Below are 25,724 nucleotides of genomic sequence, written 5' to 3' on the forward strand. Positions count from 1 at the left end.
TTTAATCATCTGTCAACCCATATTCCTTCCACTTCTCTGTAACTTTCTTTATTATTTCCTCGCTCATTTCAATTTTTCTTCCCCATTCTCGTTTGGTTTCAGGTGGAAGTTTGTTTGTTGCATCAAACCCTATTTTACCTCCGAGACCACTTTCAGGAGAAGCGAAGTCTAAATAATCAATTGGAGCATTCTCTATCATGATTGTATCACGTACAGGGTCCATTCTTGTTGAAACTGCCCACATTACTTCCTTCCAATCACGTATATTTATATCATAATCAACAACTATAATAAATTTCGTGTATAAGAACTGTTTGAGAAAAGATAGTGTGCCCATAACAATTCTTTTTGCATGCCCTGGATAAGCCTTTTTTATCGACACTACCGCTATTCTATATGAACAACCTTCTGGGGGCAGATAAAAATCTACTATTTCCGGAAACTGATTGATGAGAATCGGCACAAAGATTTCGTTGAGTGCTTCACCAAGAATTGATGGTTCATCAGGTGGTTTGCCAGTAAAAGTGCTGAGATAAATTGGATCTTTGCGCATTGTAATTGCAGTGATGTTAAACTCAGGAAACTGTTCAACAGCATTATAGTAACCGGTATGGTCTCCATATGGCCCTTCATCTTGGTAATTATCCAAACTTACATATCCTTCCAAAACAATTTCTGCATGAGCTGGAACCTGAAGAGGAATAGTTTTACAATTTACAAGCTCAAGTGTTTTTTTTCGCAGCAGCCCGGCAAATTGGTATTCTGATAAAGTCTCCGGCACCGGAGTTACCGCAGCAATAATCGTTGCAGGATCGCTACCAATCACAGCAGCCGCAGGAAACTTCATATTTTGTCCCCTCTCCTTCCACCGTTTATGGTGACCTGCACCACCACGATGTGCAAGCCAGCGCATGAGAGTCGTTTTTTTATTCACAACCTGCATACGATATATTCCAAGATTGAAATTATCTTGCTTGTCTGCTGTTGGTCCTTTTGTTACCACAAGTGGCCAAGTGATAAGCGGTGCAGGCTCGTTTGGCCAGCATGTCTGAATAGGTAGCAAACTAAGATCCACCTTATCCCCAGTTAGCACCACCTCTTGACATGGGGCTTTGCTCACAACTTTGCTCCGCATCGACAATACAACTTTTAGTAGAGGAAACATTTTCACAGCATCTTTGAAGGTTTTTGGCGGCTCAGGTGATCGCAAAAATGCTAGAAGTTTACCCAGATCCCTTAATTCATCAGAATTTATACCAAGTCCGAATGCAATTCTCTCAATAGTACCAAATAAATTCACTAAAACGGGAATTGAATTTTTGCCATTTTCTGTGACAACATTTTCAAAGATGATAGCTGGTCCCTTGTTTGACAAAACCCTACGATGAATTTCTGTCATTTCAAGAATAGTTGAAACTTCTTTTTTAATTCTAATTAGATCTTTTTTTTCTTCTAATGCTCTGATGAAGTCGCGTAAGTTATTGTACATATTTTAAAAATTTTAAGCCTTTTAAGAAGTGCTTTTCCCAGCACAACTCATTCACTTATTATTATAGAGGCTCTAGAAAAATTATTCTCCAATTCGCTTTTTAAGTTTTTATATTCAGCAGTCTTTAATTCTTCATTGGTAATAAAGCTTTTCTTTATGGTTATTAAATTGCTAAATTCGGTTCCATCATTTTTATATTTACAGAACCTATTTACATATAACCAAGGAGAATCTATTTCAAAATTCAAATTTTCACAGTTTTTAATTTTGATATCTTTTATTATCATATGGCTTTCCTTAGTTTTAGGAACACCAATAAAAAGGTCTGACACTTGGTCAGAAGCTGTATTGACAACATCATTAAGCCAATTATCTCCTAAATTCAAAGCCGGCCCTAGATTTGTCTTGAAAATCTTATTTTTTTGCTGGAACTCATATTTTATTGTAAGATCCTCTACATTACGCAAGGTAAGGTCAGGCAATTCTAAGAACTTCTTTTCTTCTTCATCAAGATATACTCCACTAATCATACGAAAAACAGAATCTCTTAATTGCTCATCTGAATAATATAATCCAACACCTGTTAAGCCTAAGGCTGCTTCCCCTTGCACGGTAAGCTGGCCATATTCATTTACAACGTTATCTTCTATAGTTAATTCACTATGGGATATCACTTTTGAATTTTCACCTTGTACAGCAGGAATTTTTATGTAACTAGCTTCCTCAGAATCCAGTACTAGAGCGTTCCTATCAGCAATGTCTGGAAAAATACCCTGCGCCATACTGATGGTATTAGTTGGATCAATCCAGTATATTTTTCCATCTTCATTCATTACTCTAAGCATCACATGATTAAAATTACCCATATTGGGTAACGCTTCAGGATTAGAAGTATTAGTAGTTCCTCTCATAACTAAAATAGGTTGAACTTTGTAACCAAGTTCTTGTAAAATAGCAGCCGTGCTAGCAGAAAAGTCTTTGCAATCCCCAATTTGAGAATCAGCAATTTTCTCTAAATCTCTCGGGAAATATTTTCCTGATACTGTACTCCAGTCTCCCATGTACTGAACTTTTTCATTCAATAAAGAAGTAACAGCATTGATCTTATCTTCATCAGTACTCTCACTGGTAGCAGATTCTGCTATAGCTTTAAAAGTTGCAGGAAGTGGCTGGTTAATGATGCTATGATATCCAGGGGCTAATTTTTTAGCCAAATCCTCCCATTTAGATAGGCTCGACAGTGATACCCAAGTGTTATGTTTAATATTCAATATTCCATTATGTGGTTCATTTATTGTGTTTTCATAAATTGCTTTCTTTAAGGTAATGTTTATATAATGTACACTATCCTTTTTTTCCTCAGCAATCTCTAATACTTTTCTTGGATCATTCACTTTAATCTCTAGAGGCAATTCAGAGTTGATTTTAGTATTTTCTGCTTGTAAATAATCTCCATAATAAGAGAAGCTCAAGCCATAAAAATTATCAACAGGAACCTTTTTGTTAACTTTTTTATATCTTAAATATACTTCTGTGCCAATTTCTATTTTGGGAAATGGTATGGTTACTTGCCTTAGCTGATCAAAGCCTTTGCCAGGACTAGCCAGTGGCTTATCCTCCATCATATCTTCAGTAACTATATATTCCTCTCCATTATAAGCTGCTTTAGCCTCTAAAACAGTAAAATCTGCACCATCATCATTGTAAACAAGACTGTATAGAGAGAATCTATCACGTCCAGATTCTTTGAGTATTTTTGCTTGAAGTTCTACTTCCGTTTCGTAGGTACCATCTCTATTAACATTAATGTTAACATTAGAAAACTTAACCTCAACAGAAGCATCTTCGTACTTGCTCCACCTTGCTTCAGCTATAGTAGACATGAAAAATACTAGTAATGCTAAGTTAAAGAGAGTTTTTAAAAATTTCATTATGTCCCTACACTTATTGAACCATTAAATCCATGCAATTTTGTTCACAGTGTAAACAGGAATAAACTCAGCAGATTGGGAAAGAAGCTTATTTTCTAGAATGGCTATTTCTTTCTCTCTACCAATTATTGGTTCCGTATAATTTACCGCCGTGTTTGTCATCATTATATGCGGCGGTTATAAAATAATCAACTTTTTTACCGCCGCGGTTACAATTGTTATACGCAGCGGTAAGGAATATCTAAAATCTCTTAAATGCTCAATTTTGCACATCGCCAAGTTTTCTACTGTGTAAAGTTTGCGCTTCTTAATGTAAATGTTTTAACATTGAACATTTTTTTACTATAATATGTCTTATTATTTCCCTTAGGTAAGTATATGTCTAAGATACCACTTTTATTGATTTTTATATTTGCAGTAGCAAGTTTACCAGTAATAAACAATTGGCTTTCACATCGCAGTCAAGTCTTAAACGATGATCATATAAGTGAGAGATTAGATGACTACATAAGTAAAAATTTTGATAAGATCATAAAAACTCTCCAGGAAGAGTCAGCTAAAAATAGTTATGCTAATGCAACCAAAAATAAAATTTCTCAGCATAAAAATGAAATATTCGACTCCACTTATCCTTACTCAGGAAATGAAAATAGCAATGTCATAGCTGTAGGTTTTTTTGACTATTCTTGTGGATATTGCAAAGCTATAAAGAACGATGTAAAACAATTGATCAATGATGGCAAAATTAAGTATATCTTTAGAGATGCTCCAATACTTGGTAACAATTCTTTAAAGGCAGCAAAAGGTGCTTTAGCAACTTATTTTATCGATAAAGAAAAGTACTTAGATTTTCACTATGCTGCACTAGATCACAGAGGAGAATTTTCAGATAAAACTATATTAGGTATAGTGAAAAATATAGGGGTTAACGAGAACGACTTTAATAATTCTATGAAAAATAATGCAGACAAAATTGAGCAAATGATAAACAACAGCAAACTTTTAGTAAGGAATTTAGGAGTAGGCGGTACACCTTTTTTGATAATTGGAGATAGTCTTTTTGTAGGAGCAACTGATTTAAATGTGCTACGCAAAAAAGTGGATGAGTTAAAAGATTAATAAATTCCCTGCTTGACAGCACAAGAGAGTTTAAGTATAGTTAAAATATACTAAGTAACAATATGTATATGCTACATATTAGTTCAAGAAGAATAGTTGATGTCTGCTTGCAACATAGCATGACCTTAAGTAATTAGCCTTCCTAGGCTGATTAATCTATTAAAATACAATCATTATTTTGGAGTTATAACATGAGAGATTCTAACTATGTAAGAGAGCCAATTGCTCTTTTTCAACAAATCAAAGAAAATAAAAAATCAAGTGATTTATTGCATAATCTAAAGAGCGCTCATCCTGAAAAGCTAAAAATAGGAGCTGCTATAAAGACAGGAGATTGCTTTTTTGACTCTGTGGCTCAAGGATTGAACTAGTTAAGACTCGGTCATCATTTTACCGCAAAATCATTAAGAAAAGATTGTGCAGATTATGCTAAGCAACATGGTGAACAAGATAGTTGGACCTATAAAGCAATAATAAAAGACGCTGCTATTGGTGACTACTTTGTTGCACTAGAAGGTCCGTATGGTCCTATACAAAACCCAAAAACTAAAATAAATATGATAGATGAAGAGAAGACTTTTCGTAAATACTTAAAAGACATTGAAAATACGGTTACAGAAACTGATTCTTCACCTATATGGGGTCATTCAAACATTGAAGGCAGAATGATATGCGACAAGTACAAAGTGGAGCTCCGTGTTTATTCAATAGAGGAAGATAGTCAAAAAATTACAGTAACTAAAATTACAGCACATGATGATGATCCAGAAGTTTTTATACAAGATATAAATCTCAATCAACTAGAGATAGATAGTAGCAAAAAAACTGTAGGAGTAGTGAATTACATGAGGCATTTTGTGCCACTCCTAAGTGAAATTTCTGAAGATATAACAGAAAGTCAACCAGTTTCTAATGAAGAAATCTTTGGTGAAGTGACAGAAGTTCCTGCTTCTGATCAATCAGAGCAAGAAGAACAATATAATATCAGAACTAGCAAAGCAGCAATTGCGCAAGATCATAAAGAACAAAAAACACAAAAAGAGAGAATTGATACCAGCGCTAGTGAGCCAATTCATACAGATACAGTAATTACTATTTCTCATCAACAAGGGCAAGAAACACAACAAGAGGCAATAGAAAAGAAATTAATCAATAGTTACAGAAGAGAAGCTATTTATAGCATAGCTGCTGTAATAACAGCTATAGCATTCACAGCATTTGCTACAGTTGCTATTTTTACCCAACCAATTCCTTTAGCATGTCTTGCTGGAGTTGCTTTAGCCATTGCATGTGTTTGTGTATATCAGTTAACGCAGAGTCATCAAGACATTAACGAACTGAAAGGTAAGGTAGGAGAAAACAACACCTTTACTTTTTTAGAAGAAACGGGATTTAAAATTTATAGCCTGATTGATAAAGCAGCTTCAAAAATTTAAGATCTTTCCTACTTCATCTATATCAACTCAATTTTATTTTTACAGGAGGGCATATGTCATTTACAGAAATTAGATTTCCAGAAAATATATCTTATGGTTCCACTGGAGGACCTGAATTTTCCACTGACGTTGTAACAACTCATAATGGTTGTGAGCAGCGCAATATTAATTGGTCTCGTGCACGTGCCAGGTATAACATAGCTTATGGAGTCAGGTCAAACGAGCAGCTAACAGAACTCATAACATTTTTTCAGGCACGAAAAGGTAAAGCAATAGGGTTTCGTTTTAAGGATTGGTCAGACTTTACAGTTATCAATCAAGAAATTGGCATAGGAGACGATAAAAAAACGATCTTTCAACTGATGAAAACTTACATAAGTGGAAAAGACAAGCATACACGAACTATTAAAAAGCCAGTGCATGATACAATAAAAATTTACCTAGATGGTGAAAAGACAGAAAAATATTCAGTGAATTATTCAACTGGAGAAATAGCATTTATGAAACCACCAGCAAAAGGCACAATAATCACCGCAAGCTTCGAATTTGATGTGCCAGTACGATTTGATACAGATTACCTAAACGCTTCTATTGATAACTATGGCAGCAATAGCTGGAACAATATTCCCTTGGTGGAAGTGAAATAAAGTTAAAGTATGCTCCATAAAAGTTAAGCGATACTGAGGCTCATATTTAAATGAGCCTTGCACATTTTAAAGTCTATCGCCCATTACAATGTTCCACACTCGAAATTTGAGGAAATTCTAATGTAGTGTTTTCTCTTTCTTGTAAAATAGAAAGTTTTAATAATTCTTTTAGAACTAACTTTACAAGTGTTGTACCATTTTCCTTAAAGAGGTAGTCCATCCTATTGGTTTTCTGTATGTGATTGACAAAATTTCTAGCTTCCTCATTAAAAGCCTCGATTGTGTTGATACAAGATAATACTAAATCCGAGCTACTTATTGCTAAAATTCCATTTACGAAAATATCTAATTTTGTTTTATCTTCAGCTAACCTATTTCTAATATCATCATTCTCAAACAAAATGTACTCTAGGTACGAAGCAGACTCAATAAGTATAAAGTCTTCTAAAGGTACTGATTCTAAACATTCGTTAACATCAGTAAGTATTCCAAACTCAGTAATACACCCTTCTTTTCTCACAACATAGCAATCGGGAAGATTACGATACATTGATAGCAAAGAAAAAAGACGTATTATACTTGTACCTCTATCTTTCATTTCCTCTAGAAGCTTTTTATCATTTATTAGTTTGTGCAAAATGTAATCTGTAGCAGAACCTGGTTTGCGAAAACGAAACATATTATTTTCTGCAAAAATAGCCTTAGCCAATTCGATAGACTTTTTATCCTCATCTATAAAAGCCTTCTCGCTTCTATTTAATTGTATGATTTCAGCCTTACTATTGCTGCGTAGCCTAGTTTGCCCTATTAACCTCTCAAATACTTCTGTATTCATATATATCTTAATATAGTTAATATTAATATTAACTATATTAAGAAAAATAAATGAAAATGTTAATAAATATTAAGCTTTTATTAAAAAAGTAAAGTCTTTTTATATTTGTATGAGTATACAAGCAGTTTGATTGTTGTGATATATTTTCTATCGCACCCGGCTGCAGTGCCAAATATTAAGAACAATGTTCGCTTGCTAGCTTTCGCTTCAATATCTGCAAGATTGTGCTAGATACCCTGCACAACTTGCTTCAAAATTTCTGCTTGTTGTTGAGCATGGACATTAGCATAACCGCATGCAGGAGATGCAGCAGCGGGTCTTGCAACACACTTAGGCCTTTTTGCTTGAGTGTCTAGATTAGATAGAACCTCTTCTATTAACGGATTAACAAAAAACCATCCTCCCATATTTTTTGGTTCCTCTTGACACCATATAATTTCAGCGTTCTTATATTTTTCGAGTTCATTGTTTAGTTTATCAGCCGGGAATGGATAAAATTGTTCTAAACGCACTACTGCTATATCGTTTATTTTTTGTGCTTCAAGCATTTCAATTATGTCGTAATAAACTTTACCACTACATATTACAACTTTACGTATTTTATCACTTGCAACTAAACCTGTTCTACACTCTCGAATTACCGTAAGAAATTTTCCTTCAAAGTCAGAAAGGTTAGAAACTGCGCTTTTATGACGCAATAGTGATTTAGGTGTAAACACCACTAAAGGCTTACGAAAATCTCGATTAATTTGTCGGCGTAAAACATGAAAATAATTCGCAGGAGTAGAGCAATTAACCACCTGCATATTATCCTCTGCACAGAGTTGCAAAAACCTCTCTATACGAGCAGAACTATGCTCAGGCCCCTGCCCTTCATAACCATGAGGCAAAAGTAAAACTAGACCACTTGATCGCAACCACTTTGTTTCTGCTGATGCAATAAACTGGTCGATCATGATTTGCGCACCATTTGCAAAATCACCAAATTGCCCTTCCCAGAGCACCAGTGAATATGGAGAGTCAAGGCTATATCCATATTCAAAACCCATCACAGCATACTCAGATAGTGCGCTATCTATAACTTCAAAGCGAGCTTGCTTCTCACTTATGTTGTTTAGTGGAATAAAATCTTCTTCCGTTACTTGATCAACAAGCCTTGAATGACGGTGCGAGAAGGTACCACGACCAGAATCTTGTCCTGACAAGCGCACTCCTATTTCTTCTTTAAGCAATGACGCAAATGCAAGACTTTCACCAGTGGCCCAGTCTATATTGCTACCGGAATTTATACTTTCTATTCTGCCATCAAGTATTTTCCTCACTTTATTATTGAGATTAAAACTACTTGGAATATTGCTATTTATATGTACACCTAATTTTTTTAGCTCATCTGGTGAAACACCAGATTCCGTATAATATTCACTCAAATCGTTCAACTTTGCTCTTCTCAATTTCGACCACACTCCATCAAACCAATCAGCTTTTTTTGGAGTGTAAGTCACTGACTCAGCAAGACTTTTATCCAACCTTACCCTAAATTCGCTGCGCAATTTACTTACTTCATCACTAATTAGGACTTTCTCTGCAGCCAGCTTCTCTTCGTAAATTGTTCCCGGAGTTTTATGCCTTGACATTGCTTTATACATAAGTGGCTGAGTAAAATTTGGTTCATCACCTTCATTATGGCCATATTTGCGGTAGCATATTATGTCAATCACCACATCCTTTTTAAATTTCTGCACATACTCCATTGCCAAACTCGCGGCAAAACTCACGGCTTCTGGATTATCTCCATTAACATGAAATATTGGAGCTTCTATTGATTTTGCTACATCAGTACAATAAAAAGAAGAGCGTGCACAACGAGGATTCGCAGTAAAACCAACTTGGTTATTGATGACAATATGCACGATACCACCAACTTTATAACCTTCAATGTTGCTCAAAGTCAGGGTTTCAGCAACCACTCCCTGCCCGATAAAAGCTGCATCACCATGAATTGATATTCCAAGCACAGATCTCGTATTTTGTTTTGCCCTTACTCTTCCAGCTAGAACCGGATTTACCGCCTCAAGGTGAGATGGGTTAGGACATAAACTTAAGTGTATTTTTTTACCACCAGCAAGTGCTCGATCAGAAGAGTAACCAAGGTGATATTTGACATCACCAGACACCTCAAGACCACTTGGATATGCAAGGTTGCCTTGAAATTCAGACAGCATTGCCGCATAATCTTTTCCCATCACTTTGGTTAGAACATTGAGCCGTCCTCGGTGGGCCATACCAAGAACTATTTCTTCAATACCAAAAGCTGCAGAATCACTAATAACTCTTTCAATTGCAACAATGGCTGACTCCCCACCTTCGATAGAAAAACGCTTATATCCAGGAAATTTCATATGGAGAAATTGCTCGAACATCTCAGATTCAATCAAGTGCCTTAGTATTTCTTTTTTATCCTGAGGGCTTAGCGTATAGACCTGATTTTCAATTTTCTCCTGCAGCCAAACTCTTTCCTCATAAGAGGAAATATGCATAAATTCAAAACCGATATTCTTGCAGTAAATATCTCTGTAGATTCTAGTGTCACTTGTAGGAGAAAGATTCAAGTATTTTTGATAATCTATTTCCTTATTTACATTCGGTGATAATGGATTTAAGTCTGCAAAAAAGTGACCATAAAATCTGAAAAAATTTGCTAAATCATCAGCATCTACCTTAGCTTCATTCTGTGCTCTGCAGGGTTCTGCTTTATTAACTTCTAAATTGCTCGAAAAAATTCTGTACCAATCTTCTCCAATTGATTTATCGCCTTGCAAGTAACGGCTATAAATTTCTTCCACAAATTCGACATTATCGCCATAAAAACAGGAGTTATTTTTAAAACTGGACATAATCACTACAAAAGTATCAAATACTTATGAGTATAACTTAAGTTTTTTAAAAAAGAACTCCTTTAGTTTCTAATTATTAAGTTATACAAACACTGTAATCCGGGTTTTCCAGAAAGGGTGTCATTCTAGACTGACATCTAATCTTTCCATAAATGCTGTATTTCAACATAAAACAACTATACTCATCAACTTGTGCCAAATCATAATTCCTAGGTTCCAGTGTTAGCTACTTGTTTTTTGGATTTCTATACTATTGCTGATTGAAGATTATTGAAATTTTTTTGCACATTAAGGAACGCAAGCGTTTATGAGTCAGAGGATAAGTCATATAACATTTACTCGATCTTAAGACTTTGAATTTATATTTAAGTAAACGATAAACAGTAATTGGTATGAGTGATCTATTTAAAAGTGACAGTTATGATAAAAATCTCAATTCTTTGATAAGAGTCATAAAGCTGAAGGATACAAAAAAAATTAATGAACAATATGATGAAACACTGAAAGATTTATCTCAAGCTCTGAAGAATTTTACAAACAACGCAAAAGATGTAGCCAAATTTGTTATATATAGCGACTTGAATAATTATGTAGAACCTTTGATCACAAAGCCACTCGGTTTTATTGGAACATTAAAAGGGATATTAGATAGAGTCTTGGGAAAAGATATTCCAACTAATGATAATGACATAAAAAATTTTGTTGGTGATGAATTATCAGGTTTCACTATAGAAAAAGCAGCCGAATACACAAATATTTTAAGTACAATTAATCTATTCAAGAAAGGACTTAAAGAAATTTTAGATTCGAAACAGAGTGGAAAAGGCAATAAAGAACATAAATCATACGAAGTAAGCACGGAAAATAAAACGACATCAAAGCAGAAGGAAGATACTCCTAAGCTGCAAGAAGGAAAACAGCCGGTAGGAAAATTAGTTATGAAGAGAATAAAACGGCCAACAACAGCACCTCCGCCACCTCCTACTGCCTCAAAAAAGGTACACTTTAAACCAGAAATAGAGAACGTATCTCCTGAAGATTCAGGCTATGAAAGTTCATTAAGTGAAGAGTCTGGACATGAGGAAATATCAAATTATCAAGAGAAAAGTAGTAAATCTTCAACAAAAGATTCGGAAGACTCAAAGTTAGCTAAAAAGGAGCCAACTCACAAAACGAAACCTAAGAAAAATGTAGGAACAAGAAGAGGATATAAAAAGAGACAGGCTCCAGAGCCACTAGCGCTAAACGCTACCAATCAAGAAATTAGGCAAGAAACTAAAGAAGATAAATCTGAAATACTGTCAAATCCTAAAAGGCTAGATATTGTTGATCAACAAGTGAGCACGAAACCAATAATAGTAGAAGTGACTTCGCAAAAATCAGCTGAAAGTAAACCAATCCTCAAAAAATCTGCTGATAAAGCAGCATCAGAAGTAAAAGCAGTTATTATAAAAGAAAAAGTAAATAGCAAGAAGGACGGTAGAGTAAAGTCAATAGTAGGAAAATTTGAGCAAAACCAAGTTGCTAAGAGCAAAGCCACCCCTGCAACACAAGCAGATATCGGTATGAAGAAAGATCCTGCACCATCGCAAAAAACTGCCTCCCAATCTCACTCATTTCCGGTAGGAAATAAAAGATCTAAAATGAACCCCATAACAGCAAAGTCCGATTCTAAACTTCCGGTTAGTAAAAAACCTCTTCTCACTCATGTTAGTGTAAAGAAAATAGCTGCACGATTTGAAAGCCATGGGAAGAAATAGTTGTAACCTATTGAACAAACCCTATAATATCCTTGATCTTTTTTATATTGTTATTTGCAATCTCTGCTGCTTTTTCTGTACCTTCTTTTAATATTTTATGTAAATGGAGCTGATCCTTCAAAAGACCGTTCAACTTCTCACGTATGGGTGATATAACACTGATGATTAAGCCAGCTAACTCTTTTTTAAAGTGTTTCATATCATGTTTATTCACTTCTTCACACACTTTTTCCACATTTAAATCACTAAGCACTGAATAAATGTTTACCAAATTGTTTACTTCTGGACGGCACTTTAAAGTAGCAAAATCAAAGCCTGGAATTGAATCTGTTTTTGCTTTTTCTATTTTCTTGACAATCAAGTCATTTGTATCGTCAAGGTTAATGCATGAGTATTCTGAAGAATCAGATTTGCTCATCTTGCTTGCTCCATCTCTTAAGCTCATTATCCTTGATGTACAATCCAAAGTTAAGATTTCAGGTATGATGAAATGACTACATTTATAATGATTGTTAAAAGCTGATGCAATATCACGTGCAAGTTCTAAATGCTGTTTTTGATCATCGCCAACAGGAACATATTTAGTTTGATACAGCAATATATCCGCAGCCATAAGTACTGGGTAGCTATATAACCCAAGAGAAGCTTTTTGTCTATCGCTTCCAGCCTTATCTTTAAATTGAGTCATACGATTAAGCCAACCAATTGGTGTATAGCACCCTAGCAGCCAGCCCAATTCTGCATGACCACTAACTGCGGATTGATTGAAAATAATCGACTTTTCCGGATCTATTCCACATGCAATATAAGTTGCTGCTGCTTTAAAAATATTATTTTTTAATTCATTTGCGGGAAGCTTATTTGCTGTGATTGCATGCAGATCAACAACACAAAAAAGAGATTTATATTTATCCTGCAACCCTATCCACTGCTTAATTGCACCAAGATAATTGCCCAAATGTAATACTCCACTTGGCTGAATACCTGAGAAGATAACTTCTTCCATACCTTGAGTGTTTTATTAGTTACTTTCGCAATCAGCAGATTTTTTAGAAAGAATAACCATTGCAGGACGAAGCAACCTATTTTTAATTGTATAACCAGTTTGTAGTACTTCTACAATAGTGCCAGGCTCTTTTTCATTATCTTCTCTTTCCACAACAGCTTGATGTAAATTGCTGTCAAAAGAGTTACCTATTGGATCTATTTCTTCTATTCCATGTTTTTTTAGATCACTCACAATCTTTTGGTGCGCCACTTTTATTCCTTCATGAATAGGATCATCATCTTTCAAGTTTTCCATTGCTTTTTTTAAATTGTCACAAGAGTCGATCATATCACGTGCAAATTTTGTGACTGCATAATCACTTGCATCGCTAATTTGCTTTTGCATTATACGTTTAACGTTTTCATTATCCGCAACAGCGCGACGTAAATGATCTTCAAGCTGAACTGCACGTTCTTTTAATATATTAAGCTCTTCACTTAAATCACCTGTTTGCTGATCTTCTTGATCATCCCCTTTTCGTTTACTGACCATATCTGCAAATTTCTTTTTTTTCTCTTTATTACTATCTGACATATCATTCACCCTTACAAACTTAATAAATATATAACAATCAATCTAAAAATATCAAGCGTTAGCTATCCTTGTCTTTCTATGCTTGCATTTAAAAAGTCAATCAAAGCAGTTTTATAAAGAGAATCAGAAAAAGTATCAATATTACTTTGCGCCATATTAATATAGTGTTTAGCTTCTTCTATAGAAACATGAATGGCATTATGATGATTAATATATTGTAATGCTTGGTCAAAATTGTGTCTAGCTGAAGAAAAAGATTTCTCCCAGAATTTTTGTTCTGATGGGCTGCCTTTTTCATATGCTATAATAGAAGGTAAAGTAACTTTACCTTCAAAGAAATCTTTTCCAAGTTGCTTTCCTAAAGTGCCTTGATTAGCAGTATAATCTAGCACGTCATCAATTATTTGGAATGCCATACCAAAATTAAACCCGAAATTCCTTAGCCTCTCTGTTTCGTCACTTGTGGCTCCAGATACTACTGATGCAGCCTCGCAGCATGCAGAAAATAAAGATGCTGTCTTTTCTCCAATGATATTAAAATAATTTTTCCTAATTGTGTTAGGGTCAAAACGCGTTGTCATCTGCTTTATCTCACCCTTGACAAGCAAATTAGATGCCTTAGATAAAATAGAGAGAACACTTAAATTCCCACATTCTATAAGCCATCTAAATGCTAAGGTCAATAATAGATCACCAACTAAAATGCTTGATTTATTTCCCCAAATTTTATTTGCTGTTGCAACTCCATGGCGTGCCTTACTTTCATCAAGCACATCATCATGAAGTAAAGTAGCGTTGTGTATAAATTCTACCGATGCAGCAATGTTGACCCTACTCTCTCCAGAGTAATTCAGCATTTTACACATAATAAAAATGAGCTTAGGCCTTATCTTTTTTCCTCCTGAATTAATAAGATGAGATGTAATATCGGTAGCAAGCTTAGTACCTTCATCATTGACATTTTTGAAGATAAAGTCATTCATAGCCAATAAATCAGAAGATAAAATATCATCTAATTTACTACTTTTTGTTAAATCAGTGTTTAGCATTTAAGAGGACTTATGCTTCTTGCCCTTGTACTTTCTCAACTTTTTTCTTTTCTATTTTTTTCGATTCTGTTTCTAAATCTACTATGCCTTTTTTAATGAACCACATTACCCTTTCAGTTGCTTGCGCTCCTACACTTAGCCAATGTTTTAATCTATCAGCTTTTACCACAACACGATTTTTATTGTCTTTTGGCAACATTGGATCATATTGTCCTATTCTCTCAATAAAGCGCCCATCTCTTGGTGCTCGTGAGTCGGCTACAACTATCCTATAAAAAGGACGTTTCTTTGCCCCAAACCTTGCTAACCTTATTTTAACTGCCATGTCAACCTTTATTCATATATTAATTACAATTTAAATACAATAAACAGCTCAAGTCAAACTAATTGTACCTCTTTTACCTAAAAATACAATATAGCCCCCTCCAATCACTCATAAAAGGAAGATAATAAACTTTTTTATATATCATCAATCATAGCATGATTAACTTCTACTCTATACTTTGATTTTAGATAGCTAATTAACTGTTCCTTTAGCGATATCATCACACGTTTTCCGGTGTCAAGCATGTTTAATTTACCATTTGATGAATGCATTTGTTTTAGAACGCCTATTATAATTTCATTATTGTATTGAATAGGATCTGTTACCGAATTAGTTGTTTTCATATTGAAAATCTCTTCTATGAAAGAAAAAGGGTAGTTTTGTTCATTGCGTTGTATTTGCTGGCCTTTAACCAATTTTATACCTTGCATTTCTTCCAAATCTGTCTTTTCTCTTAGTTGAACTGCTACTTCTTGTCCCATTTTAAACATTCTTTCTTTTATAAATTCACTACGCCAAAGCTTTATGGCTGATTCCCTACTTTCTTCAAAATTTTGTAATTTAGGAGGAACGATATCACTGATTTTTACACTAACAACAGTATCTCCAACACCCTTAAAATAATTCTTCTGATCTTTCTCGCGTGAAAAAATGAAAGAAATGAAATCACTGGAATTTCCTACTTCATTACCACTTTGGTCTTTTCCACTAGCATCTACTGGACCAATGGTTTGTATAGGTAAATTGTAATTATTGGAGATTTCTTCAATCGTTGCACCATTGTATATCTTATAATTCACTTGATTTATGAAATCATTGACTTTTTCAAAAGACTTTTGATTGGTTAAAACTGACCTTATGTCTTTTTTTAAATCAACCAAGTCTTCATCAGAGATTTGATGTATGCTTTCTACCTTTATTACGTGCCATCCAAAATTGCTTGTTAAAACTTCACTTACTTCACCTGTTTTGAGAGCAAATACCTTTTCTCTCATATTTTCAGGTAAGAAATCCTTAGTTATATTATTTACTCTGGTTTCATCGAGTTTCACTTTATTAAACTCTTCTATTATTTGTTCAAAGCTTGCTTTACTTTCTTCAAGTGCTCTTCTTGCTATTTCAGCTTTTTCTTTGGTAGGAAATATCACATTGAATATGTCTCTTTGATTTTTAAGTTCCTGATGTTCTATTATACTATCAACCTCTTCATCTGAAATTCTGATTTGATCTTCAAAATATTTTTGATCCAGAGAAATGTATTGCGCAGTTCGATACTCAGGGTAATAAAAATTGGACTTATTTCTTTCATACAAATCAAGTAAGGCTTGATCATCTGGTTCAGGAACGTCTGTAATTGCATCCTCAGTTATTTTAACAATATCAACTACTCTAGTTTGGTAGCGATTTTTGTATATCTGCTCATCAACACCCTCACCAAAAGTTACCGGATAATTATCTTTAAATAACGAAGTCATGAACATCATTGCAGGCAGGATTTTCTCTAGTTTTTCTATATATTCCTTTTCTGTTATATGCAGGCTATTTAGAGTTTGATGGAATTTATTATGGTCAAATTCTCCTTTATCGTCCTGAAAGTACTTGGTATTTTTTATATGGCTTTTGATAGATTCTTCTCCAACTTTTAATCCAAGTTCGCTAATTAGGTTAAACAATAGTTTTTGCTCTATAAGTGCGTTAAGTAAATCATATTTCAGCTTTTTTACTTGTTCTTTACTTACATCAGATCCAGAAATTTGCTTTTCATAATTTTGATATAGTAATTTATATTCATCTGATGTTATAACTTCCTTTCCTACTTTAGCTAATTCTTTCCTTTCATCATCATTTGATAAAAAATTGCCAATCCCCATAAAGATTAATAAGCAAACTAAAAGGAGAACGATTGCCTTGGTAAAAAAATTTCTAATACTCATTGTAAACTCAGTTAACTAACACTTAAATTTAGAATAGCAATAATTTAATCTTTGTAAATCTATTAACAAATTAGCTAATATATGTAATATTGTAGTGTATTAAATTGAATGGAAGCTTATATTAACCTAAGAGCCTGTAAGTGATCTCTGAATATGGTAAGATGAGGTATAGTTGACATGAGGTAAAGTATGAGGAATACATATCCAAGTGACATAAGTTGTGAAAAATTCGAAAAGATTAGACTAATTTTAGAAAGTGTGCGAAAGAAAACAAAGCCAAGAAGATTAGGTTTATATGAGTTATTTTGTGGTGTGCTTTATGTACTAAAAAGTGGCTGTCAATGGCGAATGCTTCCAAAAGAGTTTCCAAGATGGCGAAATTGTTACGATTACTTTAAGAAATGGAGTAAAAAAACGAATGAAGATAGAGAAAGTGTTCTAGAAATTGTCTTAAAAAAATTGGTTGGAGAGAACAGTGGTCGGAATACCAAAACAAGCTTCTGCATCATTGATGCCCAAAGTGTAAAAAATACCGATACTGCTGAAGAAAAAGGTTATGATGCTGGCAAGAAAATTTCAGTAATAAAGCGTCATATCGCAGTTGATACACAAGGTTTGACACACGCAATTCATATAACAACGGCAGAAATAACTGATCGTAGCAGTGCTTTGACAATGGTTAAAAATGCTAAAGAAAGTCTCTCTGAAGTTAAAAACATACTGGTTGATGCAGGCTACACTGGAGAAAATTTTGCAACACAGATAAAAGTAACTATTGGTGCAACTGTTGAGGTGAAGCGAATTACACACCTTTGCTGTATTGCCAAAAAGATGGGTTGTTGAGAGATCTTCTTTTGCCTGGTTGGAAAAATGTAGGCGACTTTGGAAAAATTGCGAGCGTAAACTTAATACTAGCCTACAAATTTGCTTTTACTTCTTTCCTCCTCAAAAGATTATGAACAGGTTCTTTGATGATAAAGGGTTTATTTCTAATAGTCTTTATGTTGATGTGACAATATTTGGTACTTTGTCATTGTTAGCACTGCTAGCTACTGAGATATTTAGTCCTACATTTTCAAAAGGTTGTGAAATATACACTGAAAAACACATGAAAGATTTACTTGAGGAAGATCCAAGAGATAGAGTACAAAAGGAAACTAATCTGTTAGGACGGTATGATCCACGAAGGCTATTAATGCCGATAATTATGCCTCTTGTTAGAAAGTGTTTTGCAGAAGTGGCAAGCGAATTTGCTGAAAGGAATTTTGATGAGGTAAAAACTGATATGTCTGATGTTAATACTGAAGGACTATCTAATCCTCAAGCAATTGAATTTGCACAGCAAACAGTATAGTATAAGCTTTTAGCTCTATGCATGGACTCAAAAAAAGTAGAATTAATATTTGAAAAATTTCAACAGTCAAATCCTGCGCCAAAAATAGAGCTAAATTATACCAATCATTTTACGTTATTAGTTGCAATAGTTCTGTCAGCGCGGACGACCGATATAAGTGTTAATAAAATTACAAAGGAGCTATTTAGTATCGCTGATACGCCAGAAAAAATGTTGAATCTTGGGCAAAGTGAGCTGAGAAAATGCATAAGCAGTATTGGTTTATATAATTCCAAAGCAAAAAATATAATCGGGCTCAGCAAAATATTGATTGAGAGGTACAATAGCAAAGTGCCTACTAATTTCGATGATTTGGTATCTTTACCAGGGGTTGGGAGAAAGAGCGCTAATGTGTTCTTAAATTCAGGGCTTGGTATTCCAACATTGGCAATTGATACTCATGTTTTTAGAGTAAGCAATAGAGTTGGGCTTGTGAAAGAAAAAGATATATTTAAAACAGAGCAATCTCTTTTGAATGTGGTTCCAAAAAAATACCTGCTTTATGCTCATCATTGGCTAGTTTTACACGGTAGATACATTTGCAAGGCACAAAAACCTTTGTGTGAAACATGCATAATTCATGATTTATGTGAGTTTGAATGCAAGAGGTATAAAGTCTAGCACAACACTTCGATATTTCTTACTTTTATTATCCAAGTAGCTGATCTCTATGATGGTGTCAACCGAGTAGCTGACACTGGGATAGCTTTGTTGCATCGCTTATCGGATAGTGGGTAAAGCATAAAAAATTCATGAAACTACCTCAAATTTAGCCATGCCAATATCAGTAAATTTATTGAGTAAGTAACATTTTATTAGCAACTCTTTTTCTCGATTTACTTCAGATCTATTTCTAAAACTAAACCCAAATATTTGCTTTAATCTTGAAAAAAATCCTTCAATATATGACCTTTTTCCATAAACCGCTTCCTCCTTCCACTCTTTCACACCGTCTTTACCACATAATCTAATGGCAACATTCCTTTCAGCCATATAATCCAATTTTGTATGCTCCGCTGCACGATTTTTCGGTAAAATTTTTGTCTTTATATCATATTTTTTGCACAATTTATAAAGCTTGATAGGCTCTGTCTGCATATAATGCTTTTATAGCATGCTGAAAGCTGAGCAAGTCACAAGCACTATAATGGTCGGAGTAGGCACCATTGCTATATTGTGCAGCTATAGCTTTTTTACTATTTATACTCAATATTACGTGTAGCTTTCTTACCTGTTTATAACTGCGATACTTCGCTATTTTCCTTACTGTGACCAGGGGTATTATCTGATACTTGTACTGTCTATGGCAATTTCAATATCTTCCATATTGTTTTTATCAACTCTGCAATCATTGATCTTAATATTGAAACCTTCTTGAAGCCTGCGAATAGCTAATGACTGCTAACTACTTGCTGCAAATATCCTTTTATAAACCCTACCGTTTGTCTTAAGCCAATTCTAAAGAGACTAGCGACATATGCACTAAAATCACAACTTTATTACTATAAATATAATTTCCACCTCGCATTTTGGGGCTATTTTCGTACCAACTTTCTATTGCCTCATTAATAAAATGAAAAATATTTCCTCTTTCTTGTAGAAATCTGTTATATCCATGGCAGTTACTGACCTTCATTTTAGTTGGCATATTTTTCTTTCGTAGGTTAAATGCCTGTTTTATAGTGAATTTCGTCAGTAACTTCCAGTTCTTTTTATCTGAGCTATGCAACAAAGCCCACTGGAATCCAGTCTTTCTTACCAACAAAAACTTAGAATAACTTTTGTTCTTAAAAAATTTCTAGATTCCAGACTCATGTTTCAATGTTAAACAAGGTACAATAGAATTGAGTAGGGTAATTTCTAGGGAATTATTATATTCTAGAAAAAGTAAAATATCATCCAGATAGACTAATATACAAGGTAAGCTGAATGTCTATAAGGAAAAACAGCAAGGCATTTTAGGATTTGCTATAATCGCATCAGGAGCTCAAGAGTACAGCTTACAATTACAGATAGGTATAGTTGAGTTTAAAGTAACTACATCAATTTACTACAATTTTCAAACCTATAAGCTGCTATGCAACAAAGCCCTGTGTGGGTATAATTTTGACAGGATACAAAGCTTAATGGAGAAAGTTACGAACATCAGTGAAAAACATGGCAATTTTATTCTCATTTGCAGCTGCTATCACGTCTTGATCTTTCAATGAGCCACCTGGCTGAATTATAGCTGTAATTCCATGCTTTGCACTCTCTACTATACTATCTGGAAATGGAAAAAATGCATCTGAAGCAAGCGCTGCGCCTTTACATTTTTCACCTGCTTTTTTTACTGCAATATTCACACTATCTATTCTGCTTGTTTGTCCTGCACCGATGCCAATAGCACAACCGTCTTTTGCTATCACTATTGCATTGGATTTTACATGTTTACATATTTTCCAAGCAAAAATAAGATCTTCCTTCTCTTTTTTTGTTGTAGTGCATTCTGTCACTCGGTTTATTTCTTCTACTTTTACTGTATGGTTATTATTTTCTTGCACTAAGAACCCGCCAACAACATTTTTGATTTGATATTTTGCATTTTGCTGAAGAGATTGATGAATAATCACTCTTAAATTTTTCTTTTTTTGTAAAATTTTTAGTGCCTCATTGTTTACCGATGGTGCTATCACCACTTCCAAAAATATCTCGTTTAATTTCTCTGCTAGCTTTAAATCTATCTCCCGATTGAAAGCAACTATTCCACCAAAACTGCTTATTTCATCACATGATAGAGCTTTTTCATATGCTTTTAAAGCACTATCACTAACAGCAGCGCCACATGGATTATTGTGCTTTATTATCACTGCTGCAGGTTCTTGAAACTCAGAAATTATGTTAAGTGAAGACTCTATGTCGACTATATTATTATAGCTCAACTCTTTTCCATGTATTTTCTCCAGTGGATACTTGCTAAATTGATTGCTATAAAATGCAGCTTTTTGATGAGGATTTTCACCATACCTGAGTCCTTGTGCTTTACATCCATATAAAGTAAAAAACTCTGGTAACTCATTGCTTTTACCCTGTGATAAAAACCAATTGTAAATATTAGAATCATACTGTGCAGTCAGAGCAAATGCTTTAGTTGCTAGATGTTTTCTATATTCTAATGTTGTCTGATTGTTATTTTTGATCATCTCAGCTTTCAGTGTTTCGTAATCTTGAATGCTAGAAATCACTGAAGTGAAATGAAAGTTTTTTGCTGTAGCTCTAATTAATGCTACTCCACCTATATCTATTTGTTCTATGATTTGCTTCTCACTTGAGTTGCTATTAACCGTTTTCCAAAATGGATATAAGTTAGTTATAAGCAGATCTATCGGCTTAATTTCTAGATTCTGCATTTCCTTTTCGTGCCTTTTTCGATCACAGAGTATTCCTCCATGAATTTTAGGATGTAAAGTTTTCACTCTGCCATCTAGTATTTCTGGAAATTGTGTGTAATCTGAAACTTCTTGCGTTTTTATTCCCGCATCTGATAGCACTTTATAAGTATTCCCTGTTGAGAGAATTTCTATTTGTTGCTGCATCAAAAACGATGCAAGTTCAATTATATTTGTCTTATCGTATACTGATATTAAAGCTCTTTTAATTTTCATATGGAAGGTTTCTTAAGATTATATCTAAGAAAAGAAAATTTGTCTATATATAGCTACTACGTCATACCGCCACGTTATCCACAACTGTACGAACATTGTGATACAAGAGACCAAAAAAGATGTCATCCCAGTGCCCAGACACTGGGATCCAGAAAACTTCACTTTAAATGAACGCACCAGGTGGCTGTACAATAGAAACTGGATTCCATTGTCAAGCACTGGAATGACACCATCTACTACTCAAATTACCTGCAAATTGCAATGTTCGTACACCAAAACGCGGTATCTTGTTGTAGATTCCGCTAACAAGCAGCGGAATACCAAATTGTAGAAGTTGCTTTAGCTCTTCTCACCCTCCCTTCAAAGTAGTCTATTCTATAAATTTTTTTGTTAAACTTGATTTTAAGCCACGAACAAAATCTTTAATATCGCAAGGATTTCTTCCTTCCATTTGTACAACTTTAGGAATTAAAGTACCACCTTTTAAACTTATATGCATATTATCATTAATGATCTCACCTTGTCCTGAAGTGAAGGCTTCAAATTCAGCATCAAGTATCTTGATACGTTTATTCTCTACCTTAATGAATGCTTTTGGATAAAATGCTTTAACCTTTCTATAAGCAATTTCACAGGCGTCACTTGCGTAAATTTTATAGTCTTTTACTTTGTCAGCATAGCACGCATCGTTATCGCTCTGTTTTAAGGGAACTTGCTTTTCAATTTCGTTTAGTACTTTCAGCAGTAAATCACTACCTAATTCAGACAATTTATCATACAACGTCTTATAATTATCGCTTTTTTCAATAAGAAATTTTTTCTGTTTTAAAATAGGGCCAGAATCTAATCCTTCATCTAGCTGCATAATGCTAACTCCGGTTTCTTGATCTCCGGCTAAAATTGTGTGCTGTATCGGAGCTGCACCGCGCCACCTAGGCAGCAATGATGGATGAATATTAATACAACCATATTTGGGAATATTTAAAATTTCTTTTGGAAGTATCAATCCATACGCAGCAACAACTGCAACGTCTGGCTTAAAATTTCCAAACTTTTCTTGCTCTATCGAAGATTTTAAAGAGGTAGGAGTACATACCTCTATGTCACTTTTTTCAGCAACGATGTGTACTGGCGATTTTGTTAACCTCTGCCCACGTCCAGAAGGCTTTGGAGCTTTAGTATATACTGCTACTATTTCACTCTGTAATTTCAATAGTAAGTTTAACGCACCAACAGCAAACCCCGGTGACCCCATGAAAATAATTCTCATGTTTTCAGGTGTGTTTGCTTTAGGAATTTTCTGCTAACTTAATATTTACAGTTTCTATTAATTTAGCAAAATCATCCTTATGATTAACAGCCATCTCAGCAAGAATTTTTCTATTCAAATCAACTCCAACAAGTTTAAGACCATACATAAACCTACCATAAGTAAGTCCATGTTCTCTTGCCGCTGCATTAATACGTATTATCCACAAACCACGAAAATCACGCTTGCGATTTCTTCTGTCTCTATAAGCATACTGTAGTGCTTTTTCAACCCTTTGTAATGCAATTCTATAACAATTCTTTGCCCGTCCTCTATAACCCTTTGCTAATTTTAATACCTTTTTATGACGAGCATGAGTAGCGACTCCACGCTTTATCCGAGCCATTTTTATCTTACCTCCATTTTATTAAATACCATAAGGCATATAAAGTTTAACTATACGCGAGTCAGATTTATTGAGAATCGTTGTACCGCGTTGATTACGAATATTAGATTTACTTCTCTTTACCATGCCATGTCTCTTACCTGACTGAGTAGAGATGACTTTACCCTTAGCTGTAAGGTGAAAGCGCTTTTTGACAGAAGATTTGGTTTTTAATTTTATTTTCGTCATATTCTAAACAAATTTACAAACACCACTATTTAGTTCTTTATTAGTAATTAAGTATGAGTATAGATAATTTTATTAAAGAATCAAATTAAAATTGTATTTTAAAGCAGCTTGAATGTAATCACACCCAGTATATGTGTTATACCTTCTTCATTCCCAATTGGTAGCAATACTTGCCTTATTTTAACACTTTCACTTTCTTCCTCTTCGTTAATTGAGCATTTACTCTCTATTACAGTCTCAAGTTTATCAATAACTGCATCTATTTTATATAACCGCAAAAATGGTGCATCAATTGCATACTTATCATCGATGTACATCTTTTTTTCAAAACCATAGAATTCAATAGCTTTTTCTCCTGCATTTTCACAAATATAACCTCGATCTTTAACTTCAATGATAAAACAATGCTGCCATGACTCCATGATTTCTGCAGTGTCTATTTCATGTCTTTCTGGCCATTCTCTATCTGATCCTTTTATATCACTCCAATGTTGAGTAACTATATTCACTATTCTTCTTTCTTTGCCTGCATAATTTTCCATTCGAAATTCCACATATAAAACACAGATATGAGGTAAATTTATCGTGAATGTATTGATTTTTTCTTACTAAAGGATGTAGATTATTGAAAATTCTCATCCTGTTTACACAACAGGTAATGATAAATTAAGTATAATAATTAGAGCATAAAAATTATTAAATGAGGAAACTGTAAAAAAATAATAAAAAAATTCTATTTTTGCAATATTGTGACTAAATAATACTATTACCTCTACTTTCTAAGGTTATTGCACTTAATAAATTACTAGATGAAGTTTCTTCCTTAGAACTACTATGGCTTTTATTTTTTCTATTATAAAACCAACATTTAAATGGTACAGCTGCTGCGATAGCTGCTAACAAGACTACTTCCATTGCTAACATATCTACTGTTAACACTCCCATATTTTCCTTATTTGATCGAGATGTTTCCAATAATTTAAATCTTCTCAAGTTCCTATCATGAATCATAGGATTACCCAAAATATTTGTCGTATTTTTAACATTTCCTATATTTTGAATTGTAATTCCATTACTAGCGTTTGATTTTTTCATTTCTTCCATTACTTGTTTTAAGTTTGGTAGTTCTGTTGTTGTACTTTCAATATCAACAGCTTCCAGCTTTTGCAAATTCTCATTACTCAAAAACTCTTTGAGATACTTTTCATAAAACTCTTTGGCATTATATCTTTTATAACTTCGTATTTTTCCACTCTTGAGATCAGAAACAATATCATCAATCATCACTTTTGGATTTTCTGCATGCACTATTTCTCCTTCAGCAACAAGAATACGATAAGATGTATCGTCAAGCATACATACATACTTAAGTTTTAAATCACCTCCTCCCAATAGAAAATATATTGTTCTGTTTTGTTCTACATCTCGCAATTCTGATTCAATACTAATCCATCTATTTCTTTTTTCCTTATTGATTGATCTTTTTTTTCCTACAGTATTTTTAAATCTTCTTGACATATATGACCCCCAAGCTGACCAATATTTCCTTATGTATAAAAGATAAATTATTTAAGTCCACATCTTTTCACTAAGATTTTTATATTTTTATTATACTAAATAATACATATATTAATATCTGAATTTCTCATTGCAATTTATTATACCTTAGTAAAAATGATATAAAATTAGAGAAAGAATTATAAATTTTGTGTAAGACAGGAAAATTTCTTCTCCTTTGGTTCCAGAGCATATAAGTGCTGTAAGCGCTAAGTTGATGGCACTGTTGTGCCATCAAACTCTGGA

At 34.0% G+C, this 25,724-nt stretch carries 22 protein-coding genes and 4 pseudogenes; 9 read left to right on the forward strand and 17 right to left on the reverse strand.

Annotation, left to right across the window (positions count from 1 at the left end; genetic code table 11):
* Nucleotide 1: 1 nt before the first annotated feature.
* The 3 genes from OM967_RS03240 to OM967_RS03250 are packed head-to-tail and all read right to left on the reverse strand — an operon-like array spanning nucleotide 2 to nucleotide 3,585.
* Nucleotides 2–1,489: a UbiD family decarboxylase gene (locus tag OM967_RS03240; protein WP_211908430.1), complete on the reverse strand. Its 1,488-nt coding sequence runs from the start codon at nucleotides 1,487–1,489 to the stop codon at nucleotides 2–4.
* A gap of 47 nt (nucleotides 1,490–1,536) precedes the next feature.
* A complete protein-coding gene (locus tag OM967_RS03245) occupies nucleotides 1,537–3,420 on the reverse strand; it encodes a DUF3857 domain-containing protein (RefSeq protein WP_250120092.1) in 1,884 nt (627 codons plus the stop codon).
* A gap of 24 nt (nucleotides 3,421–3,444) precedes the next feature.
* A complete protein-coding gene (locus OM967_RS03250; protein ID WP_211908434.1) occupies nucleotides 3,445–3,585 on the reverse strand; it encodes a hypothetical protein in 141 nt (46 codons plus the stop codon).
* Between the two features lie 213 nt (nucleotides 3,586–3,798).
* Between OM967_RS03250 and OM967_RS03255 the strand changes: the two genes are divergently transcribed.
* The 4 genes from OM967_RS03255 (at nucleotide 3,799) to OM967_RS03270 (ending at nucleotide 6,622) form a co-directional block, all read left to right on the forward strand.
* On the forward strand, nucleotides 3,799–4,539 hold the full coding sequence (locus OM967_RS03255; protein WP_250120091.1) for a DsbA family protein: 741 nt from the start codon (nucleotides 3,799–3,801) through the stop codon (nucleotides 4,537–4,539).
* A gap of 191 nt (nucleotides 4,540–4,730) precedes the next feature.
* Nucleotides 4,731–4,910: a hypothetical protein gene (locus tag OM967_RS03260; protein ID WP_246433234.1), complete on the forward strand. Its 180-nt coding sequence runs from the start codon at nucleotides 4,731–4,733 to the stop codon at nucleotides 4,908–4,910.
* Nucleotides 4,911–5,096: 186 nt separating this feature from the next.
* Nucleotides 5,097–5,975 (forward strand): OTU domain-containing protein, encoded by an 879-nt coding sequence (locus tag OM967_RS03265; protein ID WP_264337615.1) that lies wholly within the window; start codon nucleotides 5,097–5,099, stop codon nucleotides 5,973–5,975.
* Between the two features lie 53 nt (nucleotides 5,976–6,028).
* Nucleotides 6,029–6,622: a TIGR02217 family protein gene (locus OM967_RS03270; RefSeq protein WP_010405410.1), complete on the forward strand. Its 594-nt coding sequence runs from the start codon at nucleotides 6,029–6,031 to the stop codon at nucleotides 6,620–6,622.
* A gap of 73 nt (nucleotides 6,623–6,695) precedes the next feature.
* Here the strand turns inward: OM967_RS03270 and OM967_RS03275 are convergent, their stop codons facing one another.
* Nucleotides 6,696–7,457 carry a hypothetical protein gene (locus tag OM967_RS03275; RefSeq protein ID WP_250120094.1) on the reverse strand — a complete coding sequence of 254 codons (762 nt, stop codon included), beginning with the start codon at nucleotides 7,455–7,457 and terminating at the stop codon, nucleotides 6,696–6,698.
* Nucleotides 7,458–7,684: 227 nt separating this feature from the next.
* A complete protein-coding gene (locus OM967_RS03280; protein WP_264337616.1) occupies nucleotides 7,685–10,351 on the reverse strand; it encodes a 2-oxoglutarate dehydrogenase E1 component in 2,667 nt (888 codons plus the stop codon).
* Nucleotides 10,352–10,743: 392 nt separating this feature from the next.
* Between OM967_RS03280 and OM967_RS03285 the strand changes: the two genes are divergently transcribed.
* On the forward strand, nucleotides 10,744–12,111 hold the full coding sequence (locus OM967_RS03285; protein WP_264337617.1) for a hypothetical protein: 1,368 nt from the start codon (nucleotides 10,744–10,746) through the stop codon (nucleotides 12,109–12,111).
* A 7-nt stretch (nucleotides 12,112–12,118) separates the two neighbouring features.
* Here OM967_RS03285 and trpS read toward each other — a convergent pair whose 3' ends face one another.
* The 5 genes from trpS to OM967_RS03310 form a co-directional block, all read right to left on the reverse strand.
* Nucleotides 12,119–13,117 (reverse strand): tryptophan--tRNA ligase, encoded by a 999-nt coding sequence (gene trpS / locus OM967_RS03290; protein ID WP_211908439.1) that lies wholly within the window; start codon nucleotides 13,115–13,117, stop codon nucleotides 12,119–12,121.
* A 15-nt stretch (nucleotides 13,118–13,132) separates the two neighbouring features.
* A complete protein-coding gene (locus tag OM967_RS03295; protein WP_010402249.1) occupies nucleotides 13,133–13,693 on the reverse strand; it encodes a nucleotide exchange factor GrpE in 561 nt (186 codons plus the stop codon).
* A gap of 62 nt (nucleotides 13,694–13,755) precedes the next feature.
* Nucleotides 13,756–14,742 carry a polyprenyl synthetase family protein gene (locus OM967_RS03300; protein WP_211908440.1) on the reverse strand — a complete coding sequence of 329 codons (987 nt, stop codon included), beginning with the start codon at nucleotides 14,740–14,742 and terminating at the stop codon, nucleotides 13,756–13,758.
* A 10-nt stretch (nucleotides 14,743–14,752) separates the two neighbouring features.
* Nucleotides 14,753–15,067, reverse strand: coding sequence for a 30S ribosomal protein S16 (rpsP, locus tag OM967_RS03305; RefSeq protein ID WP_006015540.1), 315 nt, complete (start codon nucleotides 15,065–15,067; stop codon nucleotides 14,753–14,755).
* Nucleotides 15,068–15,201: 134 nt separating this feature from the next.
* The gene (locus tag OM967_RS03310) at nucleotides 15,202–17,001 is read right to left on the reverse strand and encodes a peptidylprolyl isomerase (RefSeq protein ID WP_250120095.1); all 1,800 of its coding nucleotides are present in this window, start codon (nucleotides 16,999–17,001) and stop codon (nucleotides 15,202–15,204) included.
* Nucleotides 17,002–17,190: 189 nt separating this feature from the next.
* Between OM967_RS03310 and OM967_RS03315 the strand changes: the two are divergent.
* The 3 genes and pseudogenes from OM967_RS03315 (at nucleotide 17,191) to nth (ending at nucleotide 19,015) form a co-directional block, all read left to right on the forward strand.
* A pseudogene (locus OM967_RS03315) lies at nucleotides 17,191–17,960 on the forward strand (IS5 family transposase).
* Between the two features lie 23 nt (nucleotides 17,961–17,983).
* A pseudogene (locus OM967_RS03320) lies at nucleotides 17,984–18,355 on the forward strand (molecular chaperone DnaJ); the annotation flags it as partial.
* A 21-nt stretch (nucleotides 18,356–18,376) separates the two neighbouring features.
* Nucleotides 18,377–19,015, forward strand: a complete 639-nt coding sequence (gene nth, locus OM967_RS03325; protein ID WP_211908444.1) for an endonuclease III — start codon at nucleotides 18,377–18,379, stop codon at nucleotides 19,013–19,015.
* A gap of 129 nt (nucleotides 19,016–19,144) precedes the next feature.
* Here nth and OM967_RS08230 read toward each other — a convergent pair.
* Together OM967_RS08230 and purH are read right to left on the reverse strand one after the other, a co-directional pair.
* Nucleotides 19,145–20,042 (reverse strand): annotated as a pseudogene (locus OM967_RS08230) (IS5 family transposase).
* Between the two features lie 475 nt (nucleotides 20,043–20,517).
* The gene (gene purH / locus OM967_RS03340) at nucleotides 20,518–22,038 is read right to left on the reverse strand and encodes a bifunctional phosphoribosylaminoimidazolecarboxamide formyltransferase/IMP cyclohydrolase (RefSeq protein ID WP_211908446.1); all 1,521 of its coding nucleotides are present in this window, start codon (nucleotides 22,036–22,038) and stop codon (nucleotides 20,518–20,520) included.
* Between the two features lie 127 nt (nucleotides 22,039–22,165).
* Here purH and OM967_RS08065 point away from each other — a divergent pair.
* Nucleotides 22,166–22,321 (forward strand): annotated as a pseudogene (locus OM967_RS08065) (WPE palindromic element domain-containing protein); the annotation flags it as partial.
* Nucleotides 22,322–22,408: 87 nt separating this feature from the next.
* Here the strand turns inward: OM967_RS08065 and fmt are convergent.
* From fmt to OM967_RS03370, 5 genes are all read right to left on the reverse strand, one after another.
* Entirely contained in the window at nucleotides 22,409–23,308 is a 900-nt protein-coding gene (fmt, locus tag OM967_RS03350) for a methionyl-tRNA formyltransferase (protein ID WP_211908448.1), read from the reverse strand.
* A 19-nt stretch (nucleotides 23,309–23,327) separates the two neighbouring features.
* Complete coding sequence (gene rplT / locus OM967_RS03355; protein ID WP_211908450.1) at nucleotides 23,328–23,693, reverse strand: 50S ribosomal protein L20; 366 nt, start codon at nucleotides 23,691–23,693, stop codon at nucleotides 23,328–23,330.
* Between the two features lie 21 nt (nucleotides 23,694–23,714).
* On the reverse strand, nucleotides 23,715–23,921 hold the full coding sequence (rpmI, locus tag OM967_RS03360) for a 50S ribosomal protein L35 (RefSeq protein ID WP_006013548.1): 207 nt from the start codon (nucleotides 23,919–23,921) through the stop codon (nucleotides 23,715–23,717).
* Between the two features lie 98 nt (nucleotides 23,922–24,019).
* Nucleotides 24,020–24,463 (reverse strand): PAS domain-containing protein, encoded by a 444-nt coding sequence (locus OM967_RS03365; protein WP_019236701.1) that lies wholly within the window; start codon nucleotides 24,461–24,463, stop codon nucleotides 24,020–24,022.
* Nucleotides 24,464–24,674: 211 nt separating this feature from the next.
* A complete protein-coding gene (locus tag OM967_RS03370; RefSeq protein ID WP_264337620.1) occupies nucleotides 24,675–25,439 on the reverse strand; it encodes a hypothetical protein in 765 nt (254 codons plus the stop codon).
* Nucleotides 25,440–25,724: the final 285 nt, after the last annotated feature.

Origin of the sequence: Wolbachia endosymbiont (group B) of Dolichovespula media (assembly GCF_947179505.1) — a bacterium.
Taxonomy (GTDB): domain Bacteria; phylum Pseudomonadota; class Alphaproteobacteria; order Rickettsiales; family Anaplasmataceae; genus Wolbachia.

What these genes read in the sequence shown, in the direction of transcription:
- OM967_RS03240 (WP_211908430.1), bottom strand. Translation starts at nt 1,489, where the DNA reads ATGTACAATAACTTACGCGACTTCATCAGAGCATTAGAAGAAAAAAAA.
- OM967_RS03245 (WP_250120092.1), bottom strand. Translation starts at nt 3,420, where the DNA reads ATGAAATTTTTAAAAACTCTCTTTAACTTAGCATTACTAGTATTTTTC.
- OM967_RS03250 (WP_211908434.1), bottom strand. Translation starts at nt 3,585, where the DNA reads ATGATGACAAACACGGCGGTAAATTATACGGAACCAATAATTGGTAGA.
- OM967_RS03255 (WP_250120091.1), top strand. Translation starts at nt 3,799, where the DNA reads ATGTCTAAGATACCACTTTTATTGATTTTTATATTTGCAGTAGCAAGT.
- OM967_RS03260 (WP_246433234.1), top strand. Translation starts at nt 4,731, where the DNA reads ATGAGAGATTCTAACTATGTAAGAGAGCCAATTGCTCTTTTTCAACAA.
- OM967_RS03265 (WP_264337615.1), top strand. Translation starts at nt 5,097, where the DNA reads ATGATAGATGAAGAGAAGACTTTTCGTAAATACTTAAAAGACATTGAA.
- OM967_RS03270 (WP_010405410.1), top strand. Translation starts at nt 6,029, where the DNA reads ATGTCATTTACAGAAATTAGATTTCCAGAAAATATATCTTATGGTTCC.
- OM967_RS03275 (WP_250120094.1), bottom strand. Translation starts at nt 7,457, where the DNA reads ATGAATACAGAAGTATTTGAGAGGTTAATAGGGCAAACTAGGCTACGC.
- OM967_RS03280 (WP_264337616.1), bottom strand. Translation starts at nt 10,351, where the DNA reads ATGTCCAGTTTTAAAAATAACTCCTGTTTTTATGGCGATAATGTCGAA.
- OM967_RS03285 (WP_264337617.1), top strand. Translation starts at nt 10,744, where the DNA reads ATGAGTGATCTATTTAAAAGTGACAGTTATGATAAAAATCTCAATTCT.
- trpS (WP_211908439.1), bottom strand. Translation starts at nt 13,117, where the DNA reads ATGGAAGAAGTTATCTTCTCAGGTATTCAGCCAAGTGGAGTATTACAT.
- OM967_RS03295 (WP_010402249.1), bottom strand. Translation starts at nt 13,693, where the DNA reads ATGTCAGATAGTAATAAAGAGAAAAAAAAGAAATTTGCAGATATGGTC.
- OM967_RS03300 (WP_211908440.1), bottom strand. Translation starts at nt 14,742, where the DNA reads ATGCTAAACACTGATTTAACAAAAAGTAGTAAATTAGATGATATTTTA.
- rpsP (WP_006015540.1), bottom strand. Translation starts at nt 15,067, where the DNA reads ATGGCAGTTAAAATAAGGTTAGCAAGGTTTGGGGCAAAGAAACGTCCT.
- OM967_RS03310 (WP_250120095.1), bottom strand. Translation starts at nt 17,001, where the DNA reads ATGAGTATTAGAAATTTTTTTACCAAGGCAATCGTTCTCCTTTTAGTT.
- nth (WP_211908444.1), top strand. Translation starts at nt 18,377, where the DNA reads ATGGACTCAAAAAAAGTAGAATTAATATTTGAAAAATTTCAACAGTCA.
- purH (WP_211908446.1), bottom strand. Translation starts at nt 22,038, where the DNA reads ATGAAAATTAAAAGAGCTTTAATATCAGTATACGATAAGACAAATATA.
- fmt (WP_211908448.1), bottom strand. Translation starts at nt 23,308, where the DNA reads ATGAGAATTATTTTCATGGGGTCACCGGGGTTTGCTGTTGGTGCGTTA.
- rplT (WP_211908450.1), bottom strand. Translation starts at nt 23,693, where the DNA reads ATGGCTCGGATAAAGCGTGGAGTCGCTACTCATGCTCGTCATAAAAAG.
- rpmI (WP_006013548.1), bottom strand. Translation starts at nt 23,921, where the DNA reads ATGACGAAAATAAAATTAAAAACCAAATCTTCTGTCAAAAAGCGCTTT.
- OM967_RS03365 (WP_019236701.1), bottom strand. Translation starts at nt 24,463, where the DNA reads ATGGAAAATTATGCAGGCAAAGAAAGAAGAATAGTGAATATAGTTACT.
- OM967_RS03370 (WP_264337620.1), bottom strand. Translation starts at nt 25,439, where the DNA reads ATGTCAAGAAGATTTAAAAATACTGTAGGAAAAAAAAGATCAATCAAT.